Source organism: Saezia sanguinis, from assembly GCF_963921665.1.
Taxonomy (GTDB): Bacteria; Pseudomonadota; Gammaproteobacteria; order Burkholderiales; family Burkholderiaceae_C; genus Saezia; species Saezia sanguinis.
The window spans coordinates 440,210-465,510 of sequence record NZ_CAWUGC010000001.1; the positions used below are offsets into that span (position 1 = coordinate 440,210).

The following is a 25,301-nucleotide window of genomic DNA, read 5'->3' on the forward strand; positions in this document are numbered from 1 at the left end:
AATTAAAGAAATTCAGTACAACGCGTACAGATAACTGACACAATGACCGCAAACCTGTTCACCGATCTCTGCACATTCCTGCCGTGCCAGCTTTGCGCTGGCGCAGGAGAAGATATTCTCCGCGTGTTCAGAATCTTCCCTCTTGCCGCAGATCGAATGACTGGCTGCGATGCATTTGCCTTTTAGTGTGGCAGGAATTTTACCCTCAAACAGGTGGAGTTCTCCGGTGACCGTATCTTTTTTAAGCGTGAAAGTTTTCATTCGGGGGATTTTTGAAATATCTTGCAAATTAACAGTGTAACGTAATGAGCGGTATTCTTGTTTTGCGCTCAGTCATGAAGCGTGAGATTCATACTATCAAGGCGCGGGCAATGTCAAAACTGAATCGGACAATGCCTACAGTTGAGCAATAAATTACAGCTCCGCTGTAAATCAGTGTCTGTCAGATCAAGTTTAGGTAAGACACATAAGGCAAGCATCTGATAGTTGGTTTTATCACTCTTACGCTGTTATTTGTTTTTGACCCAATGAATAAAAACGCATACAGATCTCGATACCGTACGCGTTCTAACAATAAATCGCAGCAGGAATTAGTGACAACCGCAGCCACAACCTTTTTTTATGTCCAGTACCATACGCCCCAAAATTTGACCTTTCTCCATCTCAGTGAATACAGCATTGACTTCGTCAAGCGAACGCATATGCACTATCGGCTTCACCTTGCCTTCAGCAGCGAACTGTAAGGCTTCGGTTAGATCTTCCCGTGTACCCACCAGCGAACCAACAACCTGAATACCTTCAAGTACGGTTTTGGGAATTGATAGATCCATGGTTTCAGATGGTAGACCAACAGCTACTACACGTGATGCACGGCGTACGCAGTTAACCGCCTGATTAAATGCTACCTTTGATACTGCAGTTACTACTGCAGCATGTGCTCCGCCGATGGTTTTCTGAATCCAGGCACCGGAATCTTCTGTTTTTGAATTAAATGTCAAATCCGCGCCAATTTCTTTAGCCAACTTCAGTTTGTCATCATTAATGTCAATTGCAATCACTTTAGCATTGAACACATTCTTGGCATACTGTACCGCCAGATTACCCAAACCGCCCAGACCATAAATTGCAATCCACTGACCGGGTTTCACGTTTGATACTTTGATCGCTTTGTAGCAGGTCACTCCAGCACAGGTGACACTACTGGCCTCAGCAGAAGGCAGACCGTCCGGTACTTTGACCGCATATTTGGCTGGGACAATACACTGCTCAGCCATTGCACCATCGACAGTGTAACCTGCATTTTTTACATTCAAGCAGAATGTTTCCCTGCCGCTGATGCAATATTCGCACATACCGCACCCTTCATAAAACCAGGCAATGGCAACGCGATCACCTATTTTCAGGTTCTCCACATCTTTACCGATTTTTTTGACGATACCAACGCCTTCGTGTCCCAGTACCCGGCCTTCAACATCTCCAAAATCACCATGGGAAACGTGCAGATCAGTATGACAAACACCACAACATTCCACGTCAACCAGAGCTTCATGATCTTTAATTTCACGTAAGGTTACGTCTTTAACTTCTACGTGGTTGGGACTATTTTTGCTTACTACTGCTGCTTTCATTTTCACTCCTTTGAACATATATCCAGAAGATACCGCGAGATTGGAACAGTCGCACCACTATACTCCAAATTTGAAATGTGCAGGTTCAATGGGATTAAGGCTCCAAGCAATGCAAGCTGCTAATATGTCAATCATGACTCAAAAGTGCATTACAGTTATGGTGCGAAAAAAAAGCACGCTAATCTGGCTGTTGTAAACTGGGTGCGAAGATTAAGAATCAGGCAGACCCGCAGAGGCACTGAGATTAAATATTTTTGTGACGGTTCACAATTGCTGCTTGATATTGTCCCTCTCAGATCAATAAACAATGCGTGTACAACAAATATCCAGCGCCAGATGCAATAGAATTCCCCAAAACCCAAATCTGAAAATACGGTTGCAAAGCATGATAAGACTTACCGCAAACAGTTGCCAACAGAAGAGGGATGCCCAACATTCGTGCCCACCTCTTTTGCAGACTACGATAACTGCTTTAGAATTCGTGAAATTATCGAACCTAGGCTCAGGGCTTATTAATTGAGATAAAAGATAACATTGACAGCGATATGGATGGTAGAGAAAAGAGTATATTGAAGAATTGCATCAGGCGGTATCTCGCAGTCACCGACTTCATCCTGAAAACCAGAGTCTCCCTCCTGCTGTTGAGGCACCTCAATACGTATTGCAAGAAATATATGCACGCGTGTCTTGGCTGACGGCAGTTCAGCATAATGATTTTATGTTGACCGCGCCTATTCCCATGGAAGATGCCCTGAATAACAGCGAATTGGTTGTTGCAAAACTGATCATTCAAAGTGGTGGAGCGGTTGCCAGAAAAACCTTAATTACCGAGTTTGTGGAAACAGGTATATTTTCTGCCCCCAACTTACAGATTGTTTTAGTCTCGTCACCGATCATTAAAATCCTTGGCTTTGGAGTCTACGGCCTCAGAGGTGTGGACGTGTCCGATCAAGCGTTATTCGATGCCTATGCAAATGTTGGTAATACGATTGCCCCGCCCAGTAAAGCTGATTCGGAAGGATGGCACAGTTTTAAGATGGAACTGAAAGAATACAATATGCGAACAGGGGTGATAGATTTTCCTTCTAGTATCGCAAAAGTAATTTCGGCGGGTGTTTATCAAGCAGAAGGGCTTATTAATGGCAGTTTTTCTTTTGGAACTACTCCGTCCGCACCGTGCCGCGTTACAGGCTTCATAACACTTTTACGTAAAGCAGGTGTTTGTTCTCTTGACCAGCTTGAAATAAAGATTAACTCTCAGAGTATGCGGGTGAAGATTTTGGATCTAGAAAGTCCCAAATCAAAGCCTGAAGATAAGAGTCTCTAGTTTAGACTGTTTTCTGAATGGGTAAACTTACGATTGTTTGTATAATAATCTAGATAAAGGTTGAAACTTGCATTACACCTTTGCTGTACATTAACATGTTGGCGAAATACAAGACAAATAACGTGTAATGAGGAGAATATATGGGCTGGAAAGGGACGCTTAGAACATTTAATGCGGCATTGAAACGCTATGAGCGTGAATCGCAGCGAGAAAAAAAAGCGCAGCTCAAAGAACTACAAAGACAAGAAAAACAACAGTTCATCATGCAAGTCGCTTATGAACGCCAAGAAACCTTGTTAAGCGCTCAGGAAGAAGTACAGGCATTTGAGGCTTACATTCAGCAATTGATTTCGCTGCATCAGGTAGAACTCACCAAGATCAATTGGTTGGAGTTAAAAGACTCCCCTGCACCTGATGAGCCTGCTATTATTTACCCCAATAAAGAAGCTGCCCTTCAGCACTATAAAACCTTTAAACCTAGTTTTCTACAAAGACTGCTTAAAAAGACTCCCCAAATTAAAGCAGCGTTGAAATATGAAATCCAACTTGCTCAGGCAAAAGACGAAAAAAATCGTGAATCAGCTTTGCAGCAATACCAAGCAGATATGAAAGAATGGCAACAGGATATTGAGTTAGCCAAGCGTGTTATTCATGGGGATAAAAAAGCTTATGAAGAAATTCTTCGAAGAGTAGAAGCTTTTTCGGCGTTTTCATCAAAATCCAGTCTACATCTAGACGCTAATAATGTCCTTTCAGTTTCTATTTTTATCAATGGACAGAAAACCATTCCTACGGAAAACAAAAGTCTCTTAAAAAGAGGTGATATATCTGTCAAAGCAATGCCCAAGACAAAATACTATGAGCTGTATCAGGACCACGTGTGCAGTGTGGCACTCAGAACAGCCAAGGAGGTATTTGCATTCCTTCCTGTTAAAACAGTGATCATTACCGTATTTGATGTTCTTTTGGATTCATCTACCGGACATCTGGATGACAAAGCTATCCTATCGGTTTTGATACCTGAAGAAACCATCCAAAAACTGAACCTTTCGGCAATTGATCCTTCTGATGCATTAAAAAACTTTAAGCATCAGATGATATTTAAAAAAACAACGGGTTTTGCCCACATTGATGTTTTAAATTACGAATCCGACGTTGCAGGATAACAAGCTTGTCATGAGGCCTGGCATTGTGTACATCTATCTTTCCCAAATAGAAATAAAATCATGATACTTTTCTCCCAAACGACACAAGAAAATAATATCCAGCCAGGTGAAAAACGCTTCATTACAGCACTAAAAAAATTGAATGACCGTTACCTTTGCTGGTATGACATCCCGGCTGGAGATGAGCAGTTCAGGTCTGACTTTATCATCCTGCATCCTGAGCGTGGTCTGCTGGTTATTGAGGTTAAGGACTGGAGGATGGACACTATATGGTCAATTGGCATGGACTACGCTTGTATCCGTAAAAGAAATGGAGAAATTTCTAGAGAGAAAAATCCTTTAACCCAAGCGCAAAACAATGCTTTCAAGCTGGTTCGTTTGTTGGAAGACGATCCGCTGCTGACAAACCCCAAAGGGCATCAGTATGAGGGAAAGCTGATATGTCCTTATGCCTATGGGGTCGTATTTTCAAATATTACCCGAAAACAATTTTTTGATAAGGGGTTTGATAAAGTTTTCCCGGAAAATTTGACTATCTGTAAAGATGAGATGTCGGCAAACATGGATGCCGAAGTACTGCAAACGCGATTATGGTCAATGTTTAGAGTTCCGTTTCAACATGCTTTGTCAGCAAGCCAGATAACGCAGATCAGGGGAACGATTTTTCCAGATATTTGTCTTGGTACGCAACAAAACCTCTTTGATGAAGTAGATGATTTCTCTATCTTGAATGTTATGGACGAACAGCAAGAGCAACTTGCCCGGGGAATGGGAGACGGGCATCGCATTGTTCATGGTGCCGCAGGTTCTGGAAAAACAAAAATTTTGGAATACCGTGCTAAATTTTTAGCATCCTTCCCCAATAAAACCGTTTTGGTGCTTTGCTTTGGTCGGCCTTTGAGAAATAGATTGCATAAAAATTTTGCGGACATGGGTTTGGAAGAAAAAATAACCGTCATGACTTTTCATCAATGGTGTCTGCATCAGCTTGAACAGTTCTATTGTGTGGTACCGGAAGGCGATGAAGATAGCGGTCAGTTTGCTCAGGCGTGTTTTAAAAACGCCGTTGAAAACCTTGAGAAAACACTTATTCCCTGCGGCCAATATGAGACCATCTTAATTGATGAAGGGCATGATTTCAAAAAAGACTGGTTTAAATTGATTGTGCAGATGCTTCACCCGTTAAATAACAACTTATTAGTTTTATACGATGATGCACAAGCTATTTACGATAAAGACAAAGAACAATTTTCTTTTTCAAGTGTTGGTATTAATGCGCGTGGACGAACCAATATTCTCAGAAGAAATTACCGCAATACTGTTGAAATCTTAACTTTCGCAAAAGCATTTGCAGCCGACCTGATCGCTAACAAAACGTGTGACGAAGACCACGTACCGATTATTGAACCGATCTGTGCGGGTAGGAATGGACTATTACCTCAAGTCATCGAGAAAAATTCCTTATATGATGAGATGAGTTGTATCATTGACTTATTGATAAAAAAGCATGAAGCTGGTGTCCCGTGGGATGAAATGGCAGTAATTTACCGTCGGAAATATATTGGAAATCAGGTTAAAGAATATCTCAAAAAGTGCCATATTCCAACAACGCATAGCTCTACGGAAGATGATGCTGTCCATTTATTTACCATCCATGGCAGTAAAGGTCTGGAGTTTCCCATTGTCTGCTTACCTGCGGCAGGAGAACCTTTTTCCAATATGCAATCACAAGAAGATGAAGCACAGTTGCTTTATGTTGCCATGACGCGTGCAACCAGACAACTGGTCTTGACACATGGAGAGAATTCTTGTTTTGCTGAAGCGTTTCAGCGGGCATTGGATGTTTTCTGATGCTACCGTGGATAAGATGATATTGGAAGCATTTGTCTTCCCAGTTAAGGGATAAGAGTAAGCAGGTAGTGATGTGTAATGTCCTTTGTGAATGTGCGCTGTGGCTGGGGGAGGGTACAGTATCAGTGCTGGTTATTTTCATCATAGAAATACTATCCTACCAGTCGTCATTGCGGTATAACCTCGTATTGCAATGGTTGCAGATAAACACGCGACGGTGATCATTCGCACCATCAAAACCCCAGTTCTTAATGCTCGAAGAGTTGCAGTTAGCGCAGCAAATTCCACGCTTTGTGGCGCAATGAGGGTAGTTTTCCAAGTACTGTTCTAATGTCAGTGTTGATTGCTCAGTACGCCAGGATTGTGTAACAACCAGATACACGTGGCGTAGAAGAAAATACAATGCAGCCAAAAATATAGGCCAGAAAATTATGTTAATTAAAAGATTTTTGATAAATTCCATAGTGCTGTCTTCATGAAAATTTAATTATATCGTGTTGAATACCAGGGTATTCACATTCTCAGCAGTGTTTTGTTTTCGAGTGAGCGGGACTTCCCGGTAGCAAGCCACAGACAATAAAAGCACTGCTTGGTTCGGCATCATAAGAATTCAATGTGGTGTACACAAAATCAGCAGTAGGCTGTCCGAACCGCGTCAACCGGATTTGTCCATCCATTTGCAAGAGCAGGGATTAAGCCATACGGCTTTTCTCACAGCGGTATGCACCGTCGCGCCCGTGCATATTACTTTTCCTTCCCGATCATGCACTGCAATCCGGGAGCCATTGAAATGAACTGTCAGACCGTTGCGATCAAGGAATCTGAGCAAATTGTTGGCAAGTTTCATCCGTACATCCTTTACTTACCCGATTCAGCCTTGCTTATCGTAAAGGGATAGAGAACAGAAACTTCAATAACCGACCTGCCATCTGGTATTACCAGATGGCAGGTATCTCATCGATGATTGAAAAATACGGACTGATTCAGGAAAAGAAAAATTCAATACGACGCATACAGGTAGCTGATGCAGCAACCGCAAACCTGTTTGCCGATCTCGGCACATTTCTGTCGTGCCGATGCTTCAGGACAACGGTGAGTGGGGCGATATACTGCCGCATGAGCGAATGAAGTGGCAATTAATAGGATCGATTGAAGTTGATCTTGCCGGTTCATGTACTCAGGAAAAGGGTTTGAGTTGGTGCAGATTTTTTTCTGTAAAAAAACATAAATCAATAATGGAGCAAACTGGTCATTCTTTTAGTGACTTATGCAGCTTGGCGCAAACTAGAGTGAAATCTTTTTTGATTATGATAGTATTATTTACATGATGATAATTTGAGGAGAAATAAAATGTGTGATGTCTTTCTAGGCCAAATTATTCTTGTTCCTTATGGTTTTGCGCCAAGGGAATTTGCTCTTTGTGACGGTCGAATGATGGCGATTAATAGCAACCAAGCCTTATTTTCATTGCTTGGAAACAAATTTGGTGGCAATGGAATGGCAACTTTTGCTTTACCGGATTTAAAGGATAAAGCACCAGAAGGACTCCAGTATGTTATTGCCTTGCAGGGAGTGTATCCCTCAAGAGACTGACTTTCAGTGAACAATGTTTGGTAGATTGAGCCAAAGGGATTGTTGGATATAGGGATCATTTCATTGGCGCTTTAATTTAAAATAGCGATGCCAATGATGAAGTCTGCGTTGCTCTTTGGTAATCCCCCCGCAAAAGCGTAGGCTTGAGAAGTAGAATTTTCTTATAAAGGAGTTCTACAGCATGAAGAAATCAAGATTTACAGACAGCCAGATCATCGAGGCGATCAAGCGCGTGGAGGCGGGACTTGCGGTGCCCGAGTTGTGCCGGGAGTTGGGCATTAGCTCGGCGACGTTCTACAAGTGGCGCTCCAGGTACGGCGGCATGGACGTCTCGATGATGGCCCGTATGAAGGAGCTGGAGGCAGAGAACGCGCGGTTGCGAAAAATGTATGTTGAGGAAAAGCTCAAGGCCCAGATTGTGTCTGAGGCACTCGAAAAAAAGTGGTGAGGCCATCTCAGCGCCGCGAGATGGCCCAGCATGCCGTGCAAAGCCGATGCGTATCAATCAGACTGGCCTGCGCGGCCTTCAAGGTCAGCCTGAGCTGCTACCGCTATGTCGCCAGGACAGGCACCCAGAATGAGGAGATTGCCAATTGGCTGCTGCGTTTGACCGACAACCACCGCACCTGGGGCTTTGGGTTGTGCTTCCTGTACTTGCGCAACGTCAGGGGCTACGCCTGGAATCACAAGCGTGTGTATCGGATCTACCGCGAGCTTGAACTGAACCTGCGTATCAAGCCACGCAAACGGTTGGTCAGGCAGGCGCCCGAGCCACTGATGGTGCCTGCTGGCGTCAATCAGGTGTGGTCAATGGACTTTATGCATGACCAACTCGCTGACGGGCGAAGCATTCGTGTGCTGAACGTGATTGATGACTTCAACCGCGAAGCTCTGGGCATCGAGATCGGCTTCTCGCTGCCATCCGAACGCGTTGTTCGTACGCTCAAGCAGATCATCGGCTGGCGAGGCCGACCCCTGGCGATACGCTGCGACAACGGCCCGGAGTACCTTAGCACTGCGCTCACGCAATGGGCCACTCGATGGGGCATCAAGCTTGAATACATCCAGCCGGGCAAGCCGCAGCAAAACGCCTATGTCGAACGCTTCAACAGGACGGTGCACTATGAATGGCTATCCCAATATCACTGGCAAGACCTGGATCATGTCCAGCGTATGGCTACAGACTGGATGTGGTCTTACAATCATGAACGTCCCAATATGGCCTTGGGTGGATTTACCCCTAAACAGCGGTTGGCCATGGCCGCATAGTGTCCCTACTTCTGAATCACGCTAAAAATGGGGGGATTACCCTTTGACTTCAATAAATGCAAAACCAGCTGATTATTATTTTTTTGGTCATAATTATTATGATTAGATATGGTTGCCATCACTTTGTCAGCGCAAAACTCAGATCGACCAGATCAAAAATCTCCTCTTCGGGAACAGAACCATCCAGAGCCACGGTAAGCCAGTGTTCCTTGTTCATGTGGTACGCCGGTAAATACCCTGGAGTAAGCCTTAATGCTCCGATGAGTTCAGGTCTGCACTTGAGATTCATCACTTCAATCTGCCCCTCACCCGGTAATCCCAGGCTGCTTTTGGCAACTTTCATTACCACACCATACCATTTCCTGTGCCCAGCATGTCGCAGAACGGCATAGTTGGGGTGATGACGCCATGGGTAGTCCGGCTGCGTCTGGTATTTGTCCCTGACATATTTCAGGACTTTGCTTCGATCATTCACAACTTATGGATGGTTTCCTGACAAAAAATCGTTCATGCAAGAGATAGCTTCAGCTTTATACCAACGATTGATTGTCTTCGCCAATATATTGGCGCCGGAGCTTTTGTTGTAATTGTCGCACAAGAATATTATCACTTTGAGTGATATTTATTGACAAGGCGTGGCGGTTACGATATATTCAAACTCAAGGGTGAGCGTTATCGCTCACACGTTCTTTAAATCGAAGGATATCTCAAGTCAGAAAAGCTTGGTTTGCAGTAGCCGGGGTAAGTGTAACCCGGCGCTGGATGCAGCCAACATCCGGCTTTCATTGGCCCAAGGCTGCGGTAACGATGCACATTCATGCACGTTGCTCTTCGCTCTAAGCCGATAGCAGTAAGCACGTTGCGTATAAGGGCGACTGTTCGAACTGAGTAGACGGTGGTGGGCTTCCGGGGCATCAGCAACTCCTATCCGGCCTTGCTATCTGGCGACTGGGCATGTGCCCGGTTAAATGGAGACGATTATGTCCAAAGATTTAAAGAAACTCGTTGATGAACTCGAAAGAGTTCTAGTTGAACGAGGTGGTTCGCTTGATGCCCCTGCTCGGGAAGCATTCCAGGCGCAACTCAACAGCCTCAAAAAGGCTGTGGATGAAGCAGATAGTGCTCAGATGGTGAAACTGCGTTACGACGCACTTAACATGCTGGCTACTCTGCTTAGTGTAATCACTAACGTGATGACGCTCTTGCGGTGAGGAGTATTGCTGGGCAAGAAGCCCAACCTTTTGGAAAGGTGGTTATGGAAATTGGACATGCACTTAAGGTCTGCCGTTCAGCCAGAAATATATCTCTGGATGAACTGGCGGAACGAGTGAGTCTCTCGCAATCTTATTTATCAATGATCGAATCGGGTAAAAGATTGCCGACTTTACCGAGTATTGAAAAGATTGCCAAAGGGCTTGAGATTCCTTTGCCTATCGTGTTGTTTCTTGCTGCGGAGAAAGATGAGTTATCAGGCCTTGATGAGGAAACAATTCGTCGTCTTTCTGATGCGGCACTTGCTGTAGTGCGCGCATAACAACACGTATGGATCGACCAGCTTATACTCACAAACCCATATATAATGTTCAGTCTCTTTGCAAGGCTTTGGGACTTCAGGAGCCAATGTTGAGGGCTGTGGCTGCTCGTGCCGATAGACTTTATATCGGTCCTATGCCGAGGCCAAAGAAAAACAATGGGGTTCGTTATGTTTTTGATACGAAGCCACCTCTGAAACAAATTCTTAGGACAATCAACAGGGTTATTTTTTGTCATGTCGATTTCCCGCCATATTTGACCGGATCGTTAGTTGGTCGCGATTTTGTTGCGAACGTAGATATTCACAAAGGTGCAAAAAGGATCGTTGCCGAGGATATCGCAACATTTTTTGATCACATAACATCTTCTCATGTATATCATATATGGCATCACTTCTTTAATTTCTCCGAAGAGGTATCTGAACTTCTTACTCGATTGACAACAAAAGATGGTCATGTATTTCAAGGAACACCCACTAGCTCATATCTAGCTAACTTAGCATTTTGGGACAAAGAGCCTGCTTTGGTTATGCGTTTAAAGGAGAAGGGTATCCGGTATAGTCGGTATGTCGACGATTTGAGTATGTCTTCTCCAGGTGAAATGGATGAAGAGACCAAGCGCTGGATTATTGCTCAGGTTTATGCAATGGTAGGTGGGGCAGGATTTAAACCGAAACGTAATAAACATTTTTCTGCAACATCGCGAGGTCCAATCACTATCATGGGGCTTAACGCGAACAGTCGTAGGTACCCAACACTACCATCAAAAGAGCGTTCAGCTATTCGGGCACAGGTATTGCAGCTCGAACAGCGTGTTAAACGCGGTGAGGCAGGAACAGAAATTGAAAAAGACTTAAGACGGGCTGCTGGAAAAGTGGGAAGGTTAAAGAGGCTTCATCCAGTAGAAGCAACAGCGCTTAAAAAACGTTTGGATGATTTGCATCTAGGGTAGTCCCTTTTACCTAGAGCATAAAAATCGACGCCCGGGTCACTTAGAAATATTGAGAAAAATTATGCAATGTATTATTTGTCGAGAAGATAAAGAAAATATGAGCGATGAGCATGTGATACCTGAGGCATTAGGGGGGGGGTTATCATATATATAGTGTATGTAAGATCTGTAATTCAGAAATGGGCGGGAAAGTAGATTCTCCATTAATCAATCATAAATTAACAGAACTATATCGGTTTTCCAGAGAGATCGAAGGGAAGCGTGATCATATACCAAATCCTTTTTCTGGTATTTTTATAGGGAGAGATAATCCTGAGATTAAGGCTAGAGTCAACTTAAACCAAGATGGTAAATTAGACGTTTTATACCATCCAGTCATCAAAATAAAAGAGGATGCAGGAGTTGTTCAGTCTATTGAGATTGCGGTTGACGCAAAAAATGAGAGCCAGATTGATGAAATTTTACAGAAAATCTTGAAGCGCAATGGGATTCCTAAGTCTGCAATTATTAAAGGGGAAAGACGCCGCGAAGTAAGGACAGAAGGTATAGGAGGAAAATGGGAAATAGATCTCTGGAAATTCAAAATAGGAATGCTAAAAATTGCATATGAATTTGCTGTTGATTCGATAGATGATTTTTTTCAAGATGCTGATGCTATTAAAATTTCTGGAATACTTAAAAGGGCAGACTATGATGGGGTAGAGGAATATGTGAAGATCGGAACATCTGGACTTCAGGCAGAAATATTTCAACCTTTTGCAGATTACTTAGACTTGTCAAGTAAAAAACATTACTTAGTGCTAATCAATACAGAGTTGGGTTTGATTTGCTTTATTAAGCTTCACGATCTCTTTTGTTTTGGCGTTATTTTATCTAAAAATAAATTCTTAAATACCGGCGAGACCATAATTGGAATAAATGATATCGATCAAAAGACTTTTAGAAAGCTAAGTCTTATTGATGCTATTAACGAATGTATGGGGCCTACGCATATTAGATTTTGCTACGATCTTCCTCAAGGGCGTGAGGGTATTGCAGGACGGCTAGAAATCAGCTCTCCAGGATACCGTCACGAAAGAAGTCAACGTGACGAAATTCCGCTGTACAATGAAAAAGGAGTGAAATACCCGTTTTATCTCCATGAAATACTGTTGTACAACCAATGTCATTCACAAAAAAAAGATGAATGACAGATTGATTTATATTCATTTAATCCATCTCATAAATATTATATAAAAGCAATAGGGTCAGGGAATCTTTATAGGATCATAGCTTTTGAAATGAGCCGAAAACGGATAAAAAAATTATAAATAAGCTTTCCATTTTTATTAACTTATATTGTCTTTGATTGCTTTGTTGTGAAAATCAATGTTAGCGCGCTTCAGCTGATTTGCGGATACTTTATTTTCAAGGCGTTTGCTTTGGATTATGTGTTTTGCTTGGCAAAAACGTGCACAAAAAAATGTTGGATTATTATAAATACCGCTTGAAACTCGCCGCCGTTATCGTCACAGCGGTGCCAAGCAGCATCGCGCCGGGCAGCAATACCAGCAGCGGTGAAATGCTGAGCGGCAAGGAAAGCTACAGCTCTAATGACGTAACCTTGTTGGACGAAGCTAGCCACAATCTCTTTGGAAAACCAAAGCCAGGTCGCATGGCAGCTGAAGCTACAAATACAAAGCATCGACAACCACATGGATGGCAGCGATCATTGGGAATCTAATGGCATCTAGGTGAATATTGAGAACACCAATAACCTAGCAGGCAGGAATTAATTTGACATCAATTCACCTTGACAATATCTCCTCCAGACGTGTTCCCCATTTTTCCCATGCTTCTTTCTTTTCATCTGCGAAGTCATAAAGCTGATAGACCTTTCTGATCTTATTGCCGCTGTCAGGCATATGGTTCTGACAACGGTCAATAACGCGGGCTTCTATTTTCAGCTTTTGCATATTGGTCGCACCTGTACGCCGCATATCATGCGGTGTCCATTTGCCATTAGTACCTTCGGAAAGCACCAGGGAATTATCGCTCTTACGTTTTGACAACCCTTCGTTTTTTCTTTTCGAGAACATGACCTGTCGGTCTTTAATTGACTTTGTGACAGATTTTTCATCAAGATGATTTGTTCCATCAGCATTAGGGAAACACCATTTTGTTTTTCCCGTCAGGCTATGGAGGGCTTTGAATTGCCCCAACGCAAACGGGGAGAGAAACACCAGATGGTCCTGTTTCTGCCCTCTGGTCGATTTCACGTTCTGTTTGGGGATAAACCACTCTCCGGTATTGAAATTAACATGTTTCCATTCAGCCATCAGAAGTTCACCGATGCGACATAGCGTTGATAGGCAAATCCACACAGCCAATTGACCTTCTTTTGATATAGGGGAGGGCAAGGCACGTTTATCTTTGAAAGAAGCGTTCTGGTATTCGGTCTCGATGGCAACAAATTTATCTCGTAACTCACGGAGTTCATCATCGTATAAATATCTGAGTCTTTCCCCATAGATGTTGTCGTAATCCGGTGAGATGATGTGTTTGATGGTTATGAGTTTTGACGGATTACCTTCGGACAACAATTTCCTCCAGGGTTGTCGGTCTTCTGCCCATTTAAAAAGCTGGACAATATCTTTATGAACCACGACAGCCATTCTGTTGGCATCGCGTTCTTTCACAATTTTTTTAAGAAGATTGCGAATATCTGCTTCAGTAATGTCCTTTACCCGTTTTTTACCGAGAGTAGGCAGAACATCTTTTTCAAATGTTCTTTTAAGTTCTGCATTGTCGTCTTTTCTGGATACACCATTTTCGATCCATTCATCAAACATCTCTTTAAATGTTTTACATTCCAATGCTTCCCGCTCAGCGTTTTCTTTTTGATGTATCAGGTCAGCTTCTTGAAAATCAATTCCGTTTTTTGCGAGGTTTTGAATACGTTCGTTCTCTATCCGAGCCTCAGCCAAAGACATGTCGCCGTTACCAGTGGTTCCATATGGGCGAGGTAAAGTTGCTTCAATTTGTTTGTTATTAACTGAATACTTTACTACCCACCTTTTGAGGCCGGTTGTATAGACACGTAGTTGTAAACCGACATCCACTGTGAGCCTATATTTTTTTGGTTTTGGTTTCGCGGCTTCAATTGCGCGAGCAGTTAGAGTTGCCATGCTGAGAAATCCTTCGATAGAATAGGCCCTAAATAGGCCCTAAATACGGGTTGATTTAAGTATACTATGGTACACATTAGGATACAAATGAATTATGTAACTAATTGATTTGTTATGATATATAATAGATACAGATGGATACTGAAATATACCGATACTTGCATGGGGTGCAAGGGGTCGCGAGTTCGAATCCCGCCGCCCCGACCAATAAATTCAAACACTTAGGCCAGTTCAGCAATGACTGGCCTTTGTCGTTTCTGGCTTCGCGTCCTAGAAACGTCCTAAAAATCTTTGTTTTGCTGTGATGTTTCAGGATCAGGGAAATTTGATAAGGAGAATTACGGTGACTACTAAAAAAGACGCTCCTGCTCAACAAACAAATCCCGATATTGATGAGAAACAAACGGTTTCAAATGTGTCTGATGTGAGCATTGCCGATAGTTTCAAAGGTTTATCTATGTGTGAGCCCATTGGCGCACCCCTGCATGCCGCTATTGAAGCACAACAGCAATTGGTGTCAGCCACACAGGATTTTATTCAAAAAGTAACTTATAAAGATAAAGACGGCAGGGAAGTTCATGCACAACAATTCACGTTTACTCGCACTGTGCAGCAAGGTGAAACAACGACAGCAGTAGAACAAACATTAAAAGTCCCCGTATTGGGTCTTGTTCCTATTCCTGCGTTATCAATCGATGCCGTTAATGTTAATTTCCAAATGGAAGTAAACAGTACCCATGTGGACAAACCAAGTGCTTCGCCAGATGTCTCCTCTAAACAGACACCAATAAAAAGTAAAAATGAATAGAAAGGATTTTTATTACAGACTTTATTAGTTCACATATTTTCATGTTGGAGACTGCGTGTCATGAACGCACGTTCACCCAAAGCAAGTCGGCCATCGCTAATGCGGTTATTTCTACAAATCAAGATCGTAAGATAAAAGAAATAATAGCGTCGAACGCAACAAGCATAAACGGCAAAGCAATCCAAAGTATTTTTCTGAAGTTGGAAGGTTTTCCAATAAAAAACCAACCCTCCTCAAGAAAGGAAAAAGTAGCTTCGCGTTCTATTCTCCAGTCCAAATTCCACAACAATCCAGTCCCTAGTCATCAGGGCAGTGTGATTGTAACAAGCTCTCCTGTACCCAAAATGTACGGGTGCTCGGCTGGAAATGGAAGCAATTGAGCAGCAGGGTGATGCTTGATATCATTCATACACGTGCCGATGTGCAGCAGCAAAGGATTCAAGTTTTTGCTCAGGTGCAAATTATCAGGATGACGCTTATTGTGCAAAGTTATTCGTGGTAAAAAGCAGAATATTGAAACCTTGTTTATCAATAAATGGGCAAAAGTAAAAAAATATCACGCCAAGCTGTTGTTTTTCTTTATTGAAAGAAAACCATTTAGATTTATAACAAATAATCATAGCCAAATTACTTTACATTTACTGTATTGTTTTTGATTCGAGAGCGGAATGGACTATAAAAAAATAATTATGGTAAAAGTGCTCTTTTCAACAGTGGTTGGCGGAAGTGCATGGGCACAAACCACCTACAATGTTGTGAATGGCACCACTACTTGGACTGGTGATGTGTCAATCACTGGCGTTTCGTCTGGATGGCCTAATAGCGGGATTCGTGGTGAGGGCGGCATAACGGGAATTATAAATACGAATGGAAACATTAATTCCAGCATTAACGAGAGTGGTGTATTTATCTCAGGTGGAACGTCAGTTACCATTAATAGCTCAGACCCGACAAAAAACTTTACAGTCAATAACAACACCTGGGAAGGTTTTCTGGTTGAGAGTGGCTCAGATCTAACGATCAATGACATGAATGTCAGCGCCAATAATAATGCGAATAATGGTTTACGGGCTCAGGACGGAGAGGTAAACATTATCGGCGCGACTACTGTTGAGTTTAACAACAATGGCTCTCAAGGTATTTTTGCCAGTAACGGTAGCGTGAGTATTGGCGGCACCGGCGGCAGTTCTCTTTTAACGGCAAATGATAATAATCCATCAGGCGGCTGGGGTGGCGGTATTTGGTCGGAAAATAACGCAACCATTCATATAGATAATATGAACGTGGAGGTTATTGGTAACGGACTTTCCGGCATCATGGCACGCAACGGCGATGTGACGATTACGGGGGATGGCAATCAGACTTTAACTGTGACAGGTAACGGCGTTGGTAGCCTTGATGGTGGCGTGATTGTTACACAAGGTGGGCATCTGAATGTAAGCGGTATGAATGTTCAGATTGATGGTAACGGCAGGTATGGCTTGCAGGCTTCTGTAGGAGGGGTAGCAACGATTACAGGCAGCAGCAACGGTCAGAATAATTTGACCGCTGATGGCAATGAATATGCTGGCCTTGTGAGTATGAATTCGGATTCGGTGCTGACTATCGTCGACATGGATGTGCAGGCCAATAATAATGGCTCATATGGCGTGCAGGTTTCAGATAACGCTGTTGCGACGATTACAGGCAGCAATGCTGTTCAGAACATTTTAACGGCTAATAACAATGCTGGGACGGGTCTTGAGAGTATTGGCGGTTCGACCCTGACTATCACTAACATGGAGGTAAATGCCAGTGATAATGGCAATTATGGTGTTGCTGCGTTCAATAATGATAGTGTCTTGAACATTATTGGTAGCAGTGGTAATCCTCTTTTAACTGTAAGCGGCAATAATTCATCTGGCAGTTGGGGCGGTGGTATTTGGTCAGAAGGTGGCGCAACAATCAATATAGAGGGTATGAAAATAGAGGTTGATAGTAATGGACTTGCCGGCATCATGGTACGGAGCGGCGATATAACTATTGCAGGGGATGGTACTCAGTATTTAGCTGTAACGAATAATGGTGTTAATAGCGCTGATGGCGGCGTGATTGTTGCACTGGGAGGCGATCTGAGTGTAAGCGGTATGGAAGTACAGATTGATGGTAACGGCAAGTATGGCTTGCAGGTTTCAACAGCAGGTGTAGCGACGATTACAGGTAGCAACAGCGTTCAGAACAGTTTAACTGCCGATAACAATCAATACGCTGGACTTGCGAGCATGGATACGGATTCTGTGCTGACTATCATCAACATGGATGTACAGGCCAATGATAATGGTTCTTCCACAGGTGCTTATGGTATTTTGACTCAGAATGGCGGCAAGACGATCATTGCTGGTAACGTTTCCAACCCGAACACTTTTACTGTATCTGCCAGCAGCAACAAAAACAATACTACTTCCTGGACTGAAGGTGCAGGCCTTGCTGCACAGGGCGTTTCTGGTACGTCCGCATCGACCATGACCATTCAGAATATGAATGTGGAAGCCAATGACAATGGGCAGTATGGTTTGTCAGCGACGGACGGCGGTGTTATCAATATCATTGGTGATGGCAGTTATACACTGGAAGCGCTTAGAAATGTGACCTCTACGGCTAATCCTTGGGCTGATGGTGCTGGCATATATGCTGATGGTTCTAACAGTGCCAATCCAGCCATGAAAAGTACTATAACCATAGTAGGCATGAATATTAATGTCAGTGAAAATGATTTTCATGGCATACGCGCTACAGAAGGCGGTGTTATAAATATAGCCGGCACCAATAACAACAAATTGGAAGTTACTGCGAACAATAATTCTGATGGAAGCACAGGCAATGGAATCGTCGCAGATTTTGTTGATTCAGATGGATCTAAATCAGCTGTCATTATCCAAGATATGGATGTTTTTGTTGAAGATCAAGCGTATCAGGGCATTGCTGCACTCAATGGTGGTTTGGTCAATATCACCAGCACCAGTAGCACAAATTCGCTGGAAATTTATAACACGAGAATGACCACAAATATAGGGCAAGATCTCGGAAAGGGTATTCATGCGAAAGAAGCAGACAGTGGTACGGGAGCAGTAGCCACTGTTGTCATAAAGGATATGAATATCATTTCAAATGATAACGAACTTGAAGGACTGGTAGCTGCTGATAGTGGTGTGATCTATATAGAAAGCAGCTCTGGTAATAACAAATTAACCGCTAACGAAAACAGAAACTACACGGTAACAACTCCTGGCAACTGGACATATGGTGCTGGGCTTCTCGCCCATGGTATTTCTGCCAGCGCTCCTGGTCAGCAAGCTTCTATTATCATCAAAAATATGAACGTTGAAGCCAATGATAATGGTATGTACGGGATATACGTGCGCGATGGCGGCTTAATAAGCATCACCGGTGACGGTTCCCATACACTTGACGTTATCGGCAACCAAACCTCTCTTAATAATGAAGGTATAGGTATAAGTGTTGCGGATGTTTCCAATGGGATCAGGTCGCAGCTGGATATTGTAGATATGAATATTGTCATTGACAGCAACCCAGATGCCGGTATCAAGGCAAGCGGTGGCAGTCTGGTTAACGTTATCAGCAATGCTGGTACAAATACGCTTAAGGCCAACAACAATGACAACCATGGTGCCCAATTTAATGAAGGTGCTGGTATATGGGCTTTCGGGACGGATGGGGCTGCTACCCCAACAGCTTCAACCATAAATTTGATAGGGCTGGATATTGAGGCTAAAAATAATGGCTCTTATGGGGTTCTGTCTGAAGGCGGTTATATTAATATACAAGGTGATGGTACACATAAACTGGATTTGGATGGTAATGGCCGTTACGGTTTACTGGCCAAAGATGGCGGCAGTGCGGATATAACCGGAATGGTTGTTTCCGGTGATTCTTTAGACCATGCATTTGTGGGAATAGAGCGCGATGGACTTATTCGTTTTGCAAACAGCACCATTACTACCGATACGGATACCTTGTTTTATACCTGGAGTGATAGCAGTACCCAGACCGGTCAATTCATTTTAGATAATTCCGTTGCTATTGGTAATGGAACCAAACTGGCATACTTTAATTCCCATAACGGGGTGCTGGAAGCAACAGATTCGTATCTGGAAAATGCTATTGTCACTGATACTGGCGCAGGAATAACGTCAACAGTATCGTTGGATGATTCAACATGGGTAATGAAAAGCAGCAGTAATATTACCAACCTGACGACCACAAGCGACTCAATCATAGATATGCGCGGTGACAGTGGCTATAACACTTTAACTCTGAGCAGACTGACATCCAACGATTCGACTTACCTTATCAATACTTATTTTGATTTTCCAGGATTGAGTACGGATAAGATTATCGTTGATGGTGATGATGCAACCGGCACAAATAATATACTCAAAGTTTATTCAACCGGATATGCGGCCGGTACGAGTGTGATAAACGGCTATGGTATACAAGTTGTCAATCTTGATAATGCAACAAACAAGTCTGTCGACTTCACTTTATTTGGTGGCGTTGTAGATAGCGGGGCCTATGAGTATGAGCTTTACAGGGCTGTAGATGATAACTATTACTTACAGACCAACTATCGGGCTACAACAACAGCAAAAACAATCATCAATATTCCTGCTATTCACCTCTCTATTGTTAAAACAGGGTTGAATGAATTCCGCCATCGTATTACGGAGCTCCGTGAGTATGATGTTTTTCATCCCAACGAACTCTGGGTTCGTACATATGGCAAACGTCTGAGAGTCAATGACACAATTGACTCAAGGATGAGTCTATATGGTGTTGAAATAGGGTATGACAAGGAAGTGTATGGAAACGATGATAATAAGTACTACGCAGGCGTTATGGCTGGATATATTTATACAGGCAACATAAGACATCATAATTCAGGCTACCCTGATGGAACTGCTCGTGCAAATGCTCCAAGTGTTGGCCTGTATGGTGTGTGGGACAATAGTGACGGCTGGTATTCTTATGCGACATTAAGATATTTCTGGTCCAGAATGAGGGCTGAAAACTATACTTCCTCTGGAGAGTTAATCAGCTACAGACCTAATCGTGACTTCATCACTGCAAGCGTTGAACTGGGGAAACAGTTTGAATACATCCGTGATGAGGACAGTAAATGGATCATTGAACCAAAGGGCGAATTACGATATGCCTATGCCGGGAGCAGGAATTTTAGAACCAACATGGGCTATAAGATACATTATGGCATCAGTAAAAGTTTTACCACAAGGGCTGCATTGCTGATTGGATATAACCACAGATCAGAATCAGGTTCCATCTATGAGCCATTTGTAGAAGTTGGTGTCAGTAGAGAATGGCTTGGTGATACAGATGTTTCATATGCGGGAGGGATCTTTAGCAGCAATCAAAAAGGTACCGACTATGACATTGCTGTTGGGCTGCGGGCCAAAATCAATGAAAGCTGGAGCTTTATAGGGAATTTAGGCTACGAAACCGGTTCCGTTCATAAAGGGTTTGGGGCGCAACTGGGGGTTAGGTACAGTTGGGATTAAGTTGTTCTCAAGGTGAATAACCTGTTGGCTCAAATTTGTTCTAATGAAGAGCTGTGGGTGTAAATACCAATATTCACTGAGCGTTTGAACCATGTTTCTAAAAATAAAACGGTTTGAAATAGTGATAAAGCCCTTCGGAGATAACGCCAACACAATACGGTCAAAGCAGTAAATGCGGCATATTGCTATGTAGTAGGGAAAAATGAAATCCATTGAGTGGGCTTAAATGTCACAGCTTTTAAAATGAATGTATCTTGTGGTGTGCCAGTTCATCAGACGAAACTGACAGAAGGCGATCAAACAATCGGTCTGAATGTGTCTTCCCGCACATACTGATACATCAGCACAGCACTGAGGCAATCAATAACGGTATGTTTCAAGCTTATCGTGACCGCTTTTGTCTTTTTGGAGCAGGCGCTGGAAGAATCTAGGGCGCTTTCAATAAAAACAGAGCAAACAATAATGCAGAAGTCTCTTGCACCCAAAAGGATGGTGCCCACTTCAGGCCATGCCATAGTCTGGCCTTCTTTATCCGTGTTAACTGTATTTATCGTGAAAAGGTGTCAAATCAGCAACTTTTCCACACTTTTGATGGTTTTTGCAAGCCATGCGCTGACGGTTAATCGAATATAATGAACGTCGGCCTCACGATGCACTTGGCAGATTGACGCCAATAGGGGCTTGTTTGAAATGTGCCAGAAACTCTAGTTTTAAGCTGCCCTAACTAAAATAAAAAAGGGGAAGATTGCAAGATAAGAGCAATAAATTACAGCCCCATTATAAATCTCGACGTGTCAGATTGAGTTTAGGTGCGGACAATTTAAGGGCTTTTCTATGCATTCCAGAAACACCAAAGCGGGCCATTGCTTAACCGGTACCCGGGACTTCACCGGCTTAATGCAGCAACCGCCTATACAGCGTCGGCACCTGGCATTGAGCATTGCCAGCTTATTTTTGCTTGGCCCTACTTGCGCCTATGCAGATATAGTCAATATCGGGGCCGGTGGCAGTTTATTGTTATCCGACATTTTCGGTACCGGTTCAGGGCAGACCACCAGACTCTCAGATCTCCGGTTTAACGGCACCTCAAGCAATTCAGCCACGCTGGTCATTGATCAAAATACAGCCGGGATACCTTCCAATACATGGGTGTTTGACGCGGCCAACTCCGCCATCGATAAGATTACTCTGTCTTCAAGCAGTTACGGCACCATTCGCATCAATGACGGTATTAACCTGACCATCAGCAGCGCCAATACCGGCGTGGTTCTCAATTCCTACACCAATTCGAGTTTAACTTTTGATGTTGGTACCGGCAGCACACTGCGGTTTGAAAACAATATAGCATCAGGCTCAGCCCAAGGTGTCATCAATTCTTATTCCGATGTGATATTCAAAGGAGAAAATGGCAACGTCATTTTCAATAATAACTCTTCAAATAGCTATAACGGTGCCATCACAACGACATCAGCCAATGTTATCTTTGAAGGCAATGCTTCATTCACCAATAATAAGTCTACAGGTATTGCTGGTGGTGTCATCAGAACCACTACCAGAGGAGACATTATCTTCAGTGGCACAAATGCCACTGTCATTCTCGCCAACAACACGGCACCTTCTTCAGGCGGCGGCTTGTTTTCTGATGCCCGGGTCGAACTCCATGGCAATGCCGATATTTATGGCAACCGTGGCATCAATGACACGGCCGGGGCCATTGTCGCGCAAACCGGGCTCACCATGGTGGCCAATGGTACCAGTGGCATCAAGGTACATGACAACTATTCCAACAGGCAGACAGCGGGCGCCATTCTGATTGGCAACAGCGCCACCATAACGGGCAGCAGCCTGCTGTATGCCAAAAACAGCGACATCCAGTTTTACAACAACAGAACCCAAACTGGCAATGGTTCAACACCCAACCTGACCAACGCTGTAGCTAACGCCATCAATATCCGCCAGCCCAACGGCATACTTTATATTTCGGCCGATGCCGGCAGACAGGTTCTATTCAAAGACCCTCTCACCAGTTTAAGCTCCGTAGGTGTGCCGGTTAATGTCATTGTGGGGTTCAACACCACCGATGGCAGCAACACAACCAGCGGCAAAGTCACCTTTACCGGTGAAGATTTTGCCGCCAATACGGCCAGCACATATTCTCAGATCTATGCCAATACAACAGTTCATAGCGGCACGCTCGAACTGAAAGACAACGCCAGATACGGGGCATTGGCATCAGGCACATCATTTACTGTCAATGATGGCGCCACCGTGCTGAGTACTGCCGCAGCAAGCAATGTCACCAACGTCATAGGCGCTGGAACCATCACATTTAACCATGGCTCCACCATCACCACCAGTGGCAGTAGCTCACTTCAATTTAATAGTAGCATTACCAACATTGGCTCTACGGCCAGCGATACCGTTACTTTCAACACGGCTAACACAGATACGCTGACGATTATTGGCCCGCTCACAGGCAGTGGTATTTTACAAAAAACAGGTAGCGGTACCCTGGCAGCCAGTAGCATCAACCAGATATTGAACCAGGGCGGCCTTAACCTGCAGGCAGGCAACTTTACGGCTAACAACTACAGCCAATCCATCTCCTGGTTGAACACCGCTGCGGGCTCCACATTCACCATGGGCAATACAGGGGGGGACCTTGATATTACCCAAGGCGGCACCATCAACGGCGCATTCAACAATGTCAATACACTGACCAAAACCGGTGTTGACACGCTAACCTTCAACACCAATGCAAGCATGGGACAGCTTGCGCTCAACCAGGGCCGCGTTGATGTGGGTGCAGGCTATACGCTGACTATCTCCAACGATGCCAAAATGGCCAGTGGCACCGTGCTGGGCGTGCATGTCAACAGCACCCCGGCGGTACAGGCAGACACTTTTGATTCAAGCAACGCCACCATCGACATCACAGGTTATTCCCCTGTAGCAGACAGCAACACCTACACACTGGTCAACACCGACAACGGCGTAACCAACACCAGTCTGCAATATCTGGTTGCGGGCCTGCCGCTGGGGAGCTATGTGAGCCTGGACAACTTTATCATTGGTTCAGCTCGTATAGATAACACCAACAGCAAAATCATTGCCCAGCTTGACCTGGTGTGGCGCAACGTCGACCCGCAAAGCGCCCACGGCACTTTTAAAATTGCCGATGGGGAAACATTCTCGCTGGGTGCGGATTTGGCCAACAACACCGATCCACTCACCTACAAATTCGGCTGGGATGGACAAACCCTGACCAAAACCGGCGGCGGTACGCTTATTCTCACCGGTATCAACACCTATACCGGCCCCACACAAATCGAGCAAGGTACGCTGATTGTCGGGGGCAGCAGTGCCAACTCCAACGCGCAGGTCACAGGCGATGTTAACGTCAACAATGGCACCATCCTGGGCGGGCATGGAAGAATCACAGGTACAGTCAATGTAAACTCCGGGGGTACTCTTTCGCCTGGAACCTCAATTGGCACGCTTACCGTTGCCAACGCCATTTTTAATAGCGGTTCCACATTCACGGTAGAGGTTAACCCCGACGGCTCTGGCGACAGGCTGGTGGCGGATTCATCCCTGAACCCCACACTCCCAGGTGCCGGAACCGTTGCCATCAACGCTAACGCCAATCTCGCTATACAGGCCGGCGCTGGTACCTGGTCTAGCGGAACCGAGTACATTCTCATTGATACCGACCAAGGCGTCACAGGCACATTTTCTAACGTCAGCAGCAACCTGGCCTTTCTGGTCCCGACCGTCAACTACGAAAACCCGCAGCAAGTCAGGCTGGTCTTTAAGCGCAATGAAACGGGTTTTGGTGATCTTGACGGCACCTATAACCAGATTCAAACCGGCTGGGGCGTTGAAAGCCTGCGCCCAGGGAATAAAATCTATGACCAGATTGTCAGCATGAGCCGCCTGCAGGCACTCAACGCGTTTGACAACCTCAGCGGAGAAATCCACGCGAGTGCCAAGAGTGCCCTGTTCACCAACAGCCGGTACGCACGCGCAGCAGTCAACCAGCACCTGGGAAGCCTGAACACCAAAGAACAGGACCCCCACAAAAACCTGTGGGTCAGTGTGTGGGGCCATGAAGGCCACCTTAAAGCTGATGGCAATGCAGAACGCCTGAGCAACAACGGTGGCGGCTTCCTCATCGGCAGCGACCTCTACAGCAACGGCACCACCACCATCGGTGTGGCTGGTGGCTATGAACAAACGCGGCTGGACATCCGGGGCACCAGAGCCTCAGACGCCGAAATAGACGCGTTCCACGTCATCGGCTACGGACGCACCACCATTGGGGCCATAGACCTCAAAGGCGGAGTTGGCTACAGCTGGCTGGACATCGACACCGAACGCAACATCTGGGTAGACGGGCTGAGCGGCAAAAACCAGGCCAGCTACAACGGCGGCA

19 protein-coding genes are annotated in these 25,301 nt (G+C 44.4%); 14 read left to right on the forward strand and 5 right to left on the reverse strand.

What is annotated here, in order from left to right; translation table 11 throughout:
- Nucleotides 1-12 precede the first annotated feature (12 nt).
- A complete protein-coding gene (locus AACY98_RS01980) occupies nt 13-261 on the reverse strand; it encodes a hypothetical protein (protein WP_339800878.1) in 249 nt (82 codons plus the stop codon).
- Nucleotides 262-590: 329 nt separating this feature from the next.
- Nucleotides 591-1,628 (reverse strand): alcohol dehydrogenase AdhP, encoded by a 1,038-nt coding sequence (gene adhP / locus AACY98_RS01985; protein ID WP_339800882.1) that lies wholly within the window; start codon nt 1,626-1,628, stop codon nt 591-593.
- A gap of 682 nt (nt 1,629-2,310) precedes the next feature.
- Here adhP and AACY98_RS01990 point away from each other — a divergent pair.
- The 5 genes from AACY98_RS01990 to AACY98_RS02010 all read left to right on the forward strand — a co-directional run bounded on the left by AACY98_RS01990 (nt 2,311) and on the right by AACY98_RS02010 (nt 8,834).
- A complete protein-coding gene (locus tag AACY98_RS01990; protein ID WP_339800885.1) occupies nt 2,311-2,955 on the forward strand; it encodes a hypothetical protein in 645 nt (214 codons plus the stop codon).
- A 140-nt stretch (nt 2,956-3,095) separates the two neighbouring features.
- Nucleotides 3,096-4,121 carry a hypothetical protein gene (locus AACY98_RS01995; protein ID WP_339800888.1) on the forward strand — a complete coding sequence of 342 codons (1,026 nt, stop codon included), beginning with the start codon at nt 3,096-3,098 and terminating at the stop codon, nt 4,119-4,121.
- 60 nt (nt 4,122-4,181) lie between these two features.
- On the forward strand, nt 4,182-5,972 hold the full coding sequence (locus AACY98_RS02000; RefSeq protein WP_339800891.1) for a 3'-5' exonuclease: 1,791 nt from the start codon (nt 4,182-4,184) through the stop codon (nt 5,970-5,972).
- A gap of 1,350 nt (nt 5,973-7,322) precedes the next feature.
- Nucleotides 7,323-7,565: a phage tail protein gene (locus AACY98_RS02005; protein WP_339800894.1), complete on the forward strand. Its 243-nt coding sequence runs from the start codon at nt 7,323-7,325 to the stop codon at nt 7,563-7,565.
- A 181-nt stretch (nt 7,566-7,746) separates the two neighbouring features.
- Nucleotides 7,747-8,834 (forward strand): IS3 family transposase gene (locus AACY98_RS02010; RefSeq protein WP_339800896.1). Its coding sequence is split into 2 segments (ribosomal slippage): nt 7,747-7,999 and nt 7,999-8,834, totalling 1,089 coding nucleotides; the frame shifts between segments, so codons are not numbered across the junction.
- Between the two features lie 118 nt (nt 8,835-8,952).
- On the opposite strand, the gene AACY98_RS02015 is transcribed toward AACY98_RS02010, so the two are convergent.
- Complete coding sequence (locus AACY98_RS02015) at nt 8,953-9,309, reverse strand: MmcQ/YjbR family DNA-binding protein (RefSeq protein ID WP_339800899.1); 357 nt, start codon at nt 9,307-9,309, stop codon at nt 8,953-8,955.
- Nucleotides 9,310-9,814: 505 nt separating this feature from the next.
- Between AACY98_RS02015 and AACY98_RS02020 the strand changes: the two genes are divergently transcribed.
- From AACY98_RS02020 to AACY98_RS14995, 6 genes are all read left to right on the forward strand, one after another.
- Nucleotides 9,815-10,045, forward strand: coding sequence for a hypothetical protein (locus AACY98_RS02020; RefSeq protein WP_339800902.1), 231 nt, complete (start codon nt 9,815-9,817; stop codon nt 10,043-10,045).
- A 44-nt stretch (nt 10,046-10,089) separates the two neighbouring features.
- Nucleotides 10,090-10,368 carry a helix-turn-helix domain-containing protein gene (locus AACY98_RS02025; protein WP_339800905.1) on the forward strand — a complete coding sequence of 93 codons (279 nt, stop codon included), beginning with the start codon at nt 10,090-10,092 and terminating at the stop codon, nt 10,366-10,368.
- 8 nt (nt 10,369-10,376) lie between these two features.
- Nucleotides 10,377-11,318, forward strand: a complete 942-nt coding sequence (locus AACY98_RS02030) for a reverse transcriptase family protein (RefSeq protein WP_339800908.1) — start codon at nt 10,377-10,379, stop codon at nt 11,316-11,318.
- 61 nt (nt 11,319-11,379) lie between these two features.
- Nucleotides 11,380-11,472, forward strand: a complete 93-nt coding sequence (locus AACY98_RS14990) for an HNH endonuclease (protein ID WP_423817502.1) — start codon at nt 11,380-11,382, stop codon at nt 11,470-11,472.
- A gap of 25 nt (nt 11,473-11,497) precedes the next feature.
- On the forward strand, nt 11,498-12,508 hold the full coding sequence (locus tag AACY98_RS02035) for a hypothetical protein (RefSeq protein ID WP_339800911.1): 1,011 nt from the start codon (nt 11,498-11,500) through the stop codon (nt 12,506-12,508).
- 245 nt (nt 12,509-12,753) lie between these two features.
- On the forward strand, nt 12,754-13,041 hold the full coding sequence (locus AACY98_RS14995) for a hypothetical protein (RefSeq protein WP_423817503.1): 288 nt from the start codon (nt 12,754-12,756) through the stop codon (nt 13,039-13,041).
- 64 nt (nt 13,042-13,105) lie between these two features.
- On the opposite strand, the gene AACY98_RS02045 is transcribed toward AACY98_RS14995, so the two are convergent.
- Nucleotides 13,106-14,485, reverse strand: coding sequence for a tyrosine-type recombinase/integrase (locus tag AACY98_RS02045; protein WP_339800914.1), 1,380 nt, complete (start codon nt 14,483-14,485; stop codon nt 13,106-13,108).
- 343 nt (nt 14,486-14,828) lie between these two features.
- Between AACY98_RS02045 and AACY98_RS02050 the strand changes: the two genes are divergently transcribed.
- Both AACY98_RS02050 and AACY98_RS02055 read left to right on the forward strand, forming a co-directional pair.
- Nucleotides 14,829-15,293, forward strand: a complete 465-nt coding sequence (locus tag AACY98_RS02050) for a DUF2589 domain-containing protein (RefSeq protein ID WP_339800917.1) — start codon at nt 14,829-14,831, stop codon at nt 15,291-15,293.
- Between the two features lie 668 nt (nt 15,294-15,961).
- Complete coding sequence (locus tag AACY98_RS02055; protein ID WP_339800920.1) at nt 15,962-20,866, forward strand: autotransporter outer membrane beta-barrel domain-containing protein; 4,905 nt, start codon at nt 15,962-15,964, stop codon at nt 20,864-20,866.
- A 296-nt stretch (nt 20,867-21,162) separates the two neighbouring features.
- On the opposite strand, the gene AACY98_RS02060 is transcribed toward AACY98_RS02055, so the two are convergent.
- Nucleotides 21,163-21,381: a hypothetical protein gene (locus AACY98_RS02060; RefSeq protein ID WP_339800922.1), complete on the reverse strand. Its 219-nt coding sequence runs from the start codon at nt 21,379-21,381 to the stop codon at nt 21,163-21,165.
- 319 nt (nt 21,382-21,700) lie between these two features.
- Here AACY98_RS02060 and AACY98_RS02065 point away from each other — a divergent pair.
- The coding region (locus tag AACY98_RS02065) for an autotransporter domain-containing protein (RefSeq protein WP_339800925.1) at nt 21,701-25,301 on the forward strand (3,601 nt) is incomplete at its 3' end.

Coding starts and splice junctions, on each gene's coding strand:
- AACY98_RS01980 (WP_339800878.1), bottom strand. CDS start 261: ATGAAAACTTTCACGCTTAAAAAAGATACGGTCACCGGAGAACTCCAC.
- adhP (WP_339800882.1), bottom strand. CDS start 1,628: ATGAAAGCAGCAGTAGTAAGCAAAAATAGTCCCAACCACGTAGAAGTT.
- AACY98_RS01995 (WP_339800888.1), top strand. CDS start 3,096: ATGGGCTGGAAAGGGACGCTTAGAACATTTAATGCGGCATTGAAACGC.
- AACY98_RS02000 (WP_339800891.1), top strand. CDS start 4,182: ATGATACTTTTCTCCCAAACGACACAAGAAAATAATATCCAGCCAGGT.
- AACY98_RS02005 (WP_339800894.1), top strand. CDS start 7,323: ATGTGTGATGTCTTTCTAGGCCAAATTATTCTTGTTCCTTATGGTTTT.
- AACY98_RS02020 (WP_339800902.1), top strand. CDS start 9,815: ATGTCCAAAGATTTAAAGAAACTCGTTGATGAACTCGAAAGAGTTCTA.
- AACY98_RS02025 (WP_339800905.1), top strand. CDS start 10,090: ATGGAAATTGGACATGCACTTAAGGTCTGCCGTTCAGCCAGAAATATA.
- AACY98_RS02030 (WP_339800908.1), top strand. CDS start 10,377: ATGGATCGACCAGCTTATACTCACAAACCCATATATAATGTTCAGTCT.
- AACY98_RS14990 (WP_423817502.1), top strand. CDS start 11,380: ATGCAATGTATTATTTGTCGAGAAGATAAAGAAAATATGAGCGATGAG.
- AACY98_RS02035 (WP_339800911.1), top strand. CDS start 11,498: ATGGGCGGGAAAGTAGATTCTCCATTAATCAATCATAAATTAACAGAA.
- AACY98_RS02045 (WP_339800914.1), bottom strand. CDS start 14,485: ATGGCAACTCTAACTGCTCGCGCAATTGAAGCCGCGAAACCAAAACCA.
- AACY98_RS02055 (WP_339800920.1), top strand. CDS start 15,962: ATGGACTATAAAAAAATAATTATGGTAAAAGTGCTCTTTTCAACAGTG.
- AACY98_RS02060 (WP_339800922.1), bottom strand. CDS start 21,381: ATGGCATGGCCTGAAGTGGGCACCATCCTTTTGGGTGCAAGAGACTTC.